The sequence below is a fragment of the Nocardia sp. NPDC059764 genome (assembly GCF_042732555.1).
In the GTDB taxonomy this organism is placed as follows: Bacteria; Actinomycetota; Actinomycetes; order Mycobacteriales; family Mycobacteriaceae; genus Nocardia.
Window position 1 is genome coordinate 1 of sequence record NZ_JBHWHH010000301.1, and the last position, 4,523, is coordinate 4,523.

Here is a 4,523-nt window from a genome sequence, read left to right on the forward strand (position 1 = left end):
CGCCCCCTCGGGGCCGTCGCCGGGGGGGGCTCGGCGTCCGCTTCGCCCCTCCGCTTCGCTCCGGGGCGGGTTCGCGGCGCTCGGCCCGCGGTCAGCGCGCTTGCTGCTGTTGCGCCGGGGCGGGCGGGAAGAGTGGGGGGAGGGTGGGCACGATCACCGGCGGGAGGCCGGGGATGAGGGTGATGGTGTTGGGGCCGACCGTGGTGGTGGGGGCCTCGGTGGTGGTGGTCGTGCTCGGCGGCTGCGGCGGGCCGGCCAGCGCCTCGTTGGTGGCGTCGGTGGTGCTCGGAGCGACGGTGGCCGTTTCGCTCGGGCGGGTGGTGCTGGTCGGGACCGAGCTGGTCACCGCGTCCTGGCGCTGCGAATCGTGGCTCAGCACTTGGGTTCCCCAGCCCAGGGTGATGCCGATGGCGGCCACCACGACCAGCGCGCCCACGGCGACACCGGCGATGCTCACCTCGCGGCGGCGGCCCGGACCGTCGGTCGTGCCGGGGACCAGGAGCTGGGCCGGGGCGGGCTCGGCGGGCCGCGGCGCGACCTCCTCGCGCGGCGCGGCCGGGAACGGGGCGGGGGCCGGGCGCGGCATGACCGGGCGGGCCAGCATGGCGGCGCCGCGGGTCACCACCGTCTCGGGCGCGGCGGGCACGATCACCGGGACGCCCAGCCAGCGCCGCAGAACCCTTGCCACCAGCGGAATCTGGGCGCAGCCACCGAGCAGGGCGACGGCCTGCACGGGCTGCTCGGAGCGCAGGATGACATCGCGGGTCATGCGCGCGGAGGATTCGACGGCCAGCATGATGAGGGCCTCGAAGTTCTCCTGCGACAGCAGGACCAGCCCCTCGGTGGAGGGCAGAGCCACCGCGCTGCTGCCGGAGAGCTGTTCCTTGGCCTCGCGGCACAGCTTGTCCAGGGCGGTGAGGCCGGTGTGATCCGGCGGATGGGCGATACGCCCGGAGGCGATCTGCTGTTCGCGGATGAGCGCGTCCAGATAGTCGCCGCTGATATCGCTGGTGCGCTCGGTGAAGCAGACCTGGCGGGAGCCGATGTCGACCACCGTCACGGACAGACCGGACGCACCTAGGTCGTAGAGCGCGACGGTGCCGAAACCCGGCCCAGAGAGGTGGGGCCAGAGTTCACCGGAGTATTCGAGGAACTCCAGCGCCGCCACCACATCCGGCACCAGCTCGTAGTTGGTGAACTGCCGGCGGGCCAGCTCGGCGCGGATGGCGCGCGCGTGGTTCTCGTCGCGGTAGGCGATGGCGGTGGCGCTGATCCGCGAGTCGGCGGCCAGCACCGCTCCGACCGCGTCGGCGACCAGCTCGTCGACCCGGCGTTCGCCGACCGGCACGGCCTGCACATCGAACGCGTCGGGGGGACCGTCGAATCCGCTACGGGCCCGGCCGTATCCGGGCGCGGGCGGCGCGGCGAAATTCCTGGTGGGCTCGGCGGAATCACCGGTGTACGGACGTGCGACGCGAACCGCGCCCGCCCCCACCGACACTCCCAGCACCGAACTCATCGCCAGCCCATCTCGTTCACACCTACCTGTCGTCGCCACCTTACGACGTGCCGGGCCATCCGTACACCCGGCGAACCCGCCCACCGGACGGCGTAATAGCGCCATTCCATGACGGTCAACTGTCCAGGCAGCGGCCGATTTCCGCCGGACGCCCGGCCGAACCGGCTACCCCGTAACGCAACTCACGCGCGCCGGGGTCGTGGCTCACTGCCGGGAGGCGAAGTTCAGGTAGGCCTTCGACGGCGTCGGCCCGCGCTGCCCCTGGTACTTGGAGCCCACGGTGGCGCTGCCGTACGGGTGCTCGGCCGGACTGGTCAGCCGGAACAGGCACAGCTGGCCGATCTTCATGCCCGGCCACAGCGTGATCGGCAGGTTCGCGACGTTCGACAGTTCCAGGGTGATGTGCCCGCTGAACCCCGGATCGATGAACCCGGCGGTCGAGTGGGTCAGCAGCCCGAGCCGGCCCAGGCTGGACTTGCCCTCCAGCCGCCCGGCCAGATCGTCGGGCAGCGAGCACACCTCGAGCGTGGAGCCGAGCACGAACTCACCCGGGTGCAGCACGAACGGCTCGCCCTCGGCGGGCTCGACCAGCGAGGTCAGCTCGTCCTGCCGCTGCGCCGGGTCGATATGGGTGTAGCGGGTGTTGTTGAACACCCGGAACAAGCTGTCCAGCCGCACATCGATGCTCGACGGCTGCACCAGCTTCTCGTCGAACGGCTCGAGCCCGAGACGTCCATTGGCGATTTCCTTGCGGATGTCGCGATCACTAAGCAGCACTGTGCCATCTTGCCCTCCGCTTCGCTCCGGGCAGTTCGCGGCCCCCGAGGTCTCGTTCTTCCCTCCCTCCGCTCCCCCGCTTCGCTCCTCCGCTCCACTCAGTCCAGAACGAGACGGGCCGCGAACTCTCAGCGCTCTACCTGCACGTTCTTGCGCAGACCCCAGGTGGCGTGGGCCTCCGCGCGCATGCGCGGCACCATGTGCGGGTAGTGCAACTCGAAGGCGGGGCGCTCGGAGCGGACGCGGGGCAGTTCGTAGAAGTTGTGCCGGGGCGGCGGGCAGGTGGTGGCCCACTCCAGGGAGTTGCCGTAACCCCACGGGTCGTCCACGGTGGCCAGTTCGCCGTAGCGGTAGGACTTGAAGACGTTCCAGGCGAACGTGATCATCGAGAACCCGAGGATGAACGAGCCGACGGTGGAAATGGTGTTGAGCGTGGTGAATCCGTCGCTGGGCAGGTAGTCCGCGTAGCGCCGCGGCATGCCCTCGTTCCCCAGCCAGTGCTGCACCAGGAAGGTGGTGTGGAAGCCGAGGAACGTGGTCCAGAAGTGCAGCTTGCCGAGCCGTTCGTCGAGCATCCGCCCGGTCATCTTGGGGAACCAGAAGTAGATGCCCGCGAAGGTGGCGAACACGATGGTCCCGAACAGCACGTAATGGAAGTGCGCCACAACGAAATACGAGTCCGACACGTGGAAGTCCAGCGGCGGCGAGGCCAGGATGACGCCCGACAGACCGCCGAACAGGAACGTCACCAGGAAGCCGACCGAGAACAGCATGGGTGTCTCGAAGGTGAGCCGGCCGCGCCACATGGTGCCGATCCAGTTGAAGAACTTCACCCCCGTCGGCACCGCGATCAGGAACGTCATGAACGAGAAGAACGGCAGCAGCACCGACCCCGTCGCGTACATGTGGTGCGCCCACACCGCGATCGACAGCGCGCCGATGGCCAGCGTCGCGTACACCAGGGTGGTGTAGCCGAACAGCGGCTTTCGGCTGAACACCGGGAAGATCTCGGTCACGATCCCGAAGAACGGCAGCGCCACGATATAGACCTCGGGATGCCCGAAGAACCAGAACAGATGCTGGTAGAGGATGGCCCCGCCATTGGCCGAGTCGAAGACGTGCCCGCCCAGGTGCCGATCGAACTCCAGCCCCATCAGCGCGGCGGTCAGGATCGGAAACGCCAGCAGCACAAGCACACTGGTGACCAGGATGTTCCAGGTGAAGATGGGCATCCGCCACATGGTCATGCCCGGGCAGCGCAGGCACACGATCGTGGTGACCATATTGACGCCACCCAGAATGGTGCCGACACCGGACACCGCCACACCCATGATCCACAGGTCCGCGCCCATGCCCGGCGCGTGTTCGGCCAGGCTGAGCGGGGTGTAGGCGGTCCAGCCGAAGTCGGCCGCGCCGCCGGGGGTGATGAATCCGGCGGTCGCCATGAGCGCCCCGAACAGGTACAGCCAGTAGCTGAGCGCGTTCAACCGCGGGAACGCCACGTCCGGCGCGCCGATCTGCAGCGGCAGCACCGCGTTGGCGAAGCCGAACACGATCGGGGTCGCGTAGAACAGCAGCATGATGGTGCCGTGCATGGTGAACAGCTGATTGAACTGCTCCGGGGTCAGGAACTGCATGCCCGGCCGGGCCAGCTCCGCCCGCATCAGCAGCGCCATCAGGCCGCCGATCAGGAAGAACGCCATGGCCGTGAACAGATACATGTTCCCGAGCATCTTGGGATCGGTGGTGGTGATGGCCTTCCACAGGTATGAGCCCTGCGGGTTCATCCGACGTGGAAACGGCCGCACGGGTTCGAGCTCGGGAACCTCACGAGCGGGCACCGCGGTCATACGTCCTCCTCGACCGCCGAGCAGGAGCACCGAACCAGCGCCAGCTAACGTTCAGCGCATCCAAACTTCCAGTGGTGGACGGGTTTTCGACCCTGCGGGTCAGTGTAGGACCGGCCGCGCGCGGAACTCGGCGCTTCGGCGAAAGAGCTACGCGATCTTCGGCGCGTCGCGCCGACACGGGCGATAGATGGGGTCCGGGCCCCCGCACCCCCACCGCCCCGAAACCCCGGCGGCCCGGGCCCGCGAATTTGCACCGGCGGAGAAGTGGTCTGATAGAGTCGCGTGCGCAAGCAGGACCGTGCCGGTGTGGTGTAGTGGCAACACGCTACCTTCCCAAGGTCGAATTGCGGGTTCGATTCCCGTCACCGGCTCTCACG

General features: G+C 68.6%; 3 protein-coding genes and 1 tRNA gene. 1 reads left to right on the forward strand and 3 read right to left on the reverse strand.

What is annotated here, in order from left to right; genetic code table 11:
- Nucleotides 1–91: 91 nt before the first annotated feature.
- The 3 genes from ACFV4K_RS34840 to ctaD all read right to left on the reverse strand — a co-directional run bounded on the left by ACFV4K_RS34840 (nucleotide 92) and on the right by ctaD (nucleotide 4,146).
- Nucleotides 92–1,519, reverse strand: coding sequence for an Hsp70 family protein (locus tag ACFV4K_RS34840; RefSeq protein ID WP_379280561.1), 1,428 nt, complete (start codon nucleotides 1,517–1,519; stop codon nucleotides 92–94).
- A 204-nt stretch (nucleotides 1,520–1,723) separates the two neighbouring features.
- Complete coding sequence (dcd, locus tag ACFV4K_RS34845; protein ID WP_379280562.1) at nucleotides 1,724–2,296, reverse strand: dCTP deaminase; 573 nt, start codon at nucleotides 2,294–2,296, stop codon at nucleotides 1,724–1,726.
- Nucleotides 2,297–2,424: 128 nt separating this feature from the next.
- Nucleotides 2,425–4,146, reverse strand: coding sequence for a cytochrome c oxidase subunit I (ctaD, locus tag ACFV4K_RS34850; protein WP_379280563.1), 1,722 nt, complete (start codon nucleotides 4,144–4,146; stop codon nucleotides 2,425–2,427).
- Between the two features lie 300 nt (nucleotides 4,147–4,446).
- On the opposite strand from ctaD, the gene ACFV4K_RS34855 reads away from it, so the two are divergent.
- Nucleotides 4,447–4,517: transfer RNA gene (locus ACFV4K_RS34855), tRNA-Gly, on the forward strand.
- Nucleotides 4,518–4,523: the final 6 nt, after the last annotated feature.

What these genes read in the sequence shown, in the direction of transcription:
- ACFV4K_RS34840 (WP_379280561.1), bottom strand. Translation starts at nt 1,519, where the DNA reads ATGAGTTCGGTGCTGGGAGTGTCGGTGGGGGCGGGCGCGGTTCGCGTC.
- ctaD (WP_379280563.1), bottom strand. Translation starts at nt 4,146, where the DNA reads ATGACCGCGGTGCCCGCTCGTGAGGTTCCCGAGCTCGAACCCGTGCGG.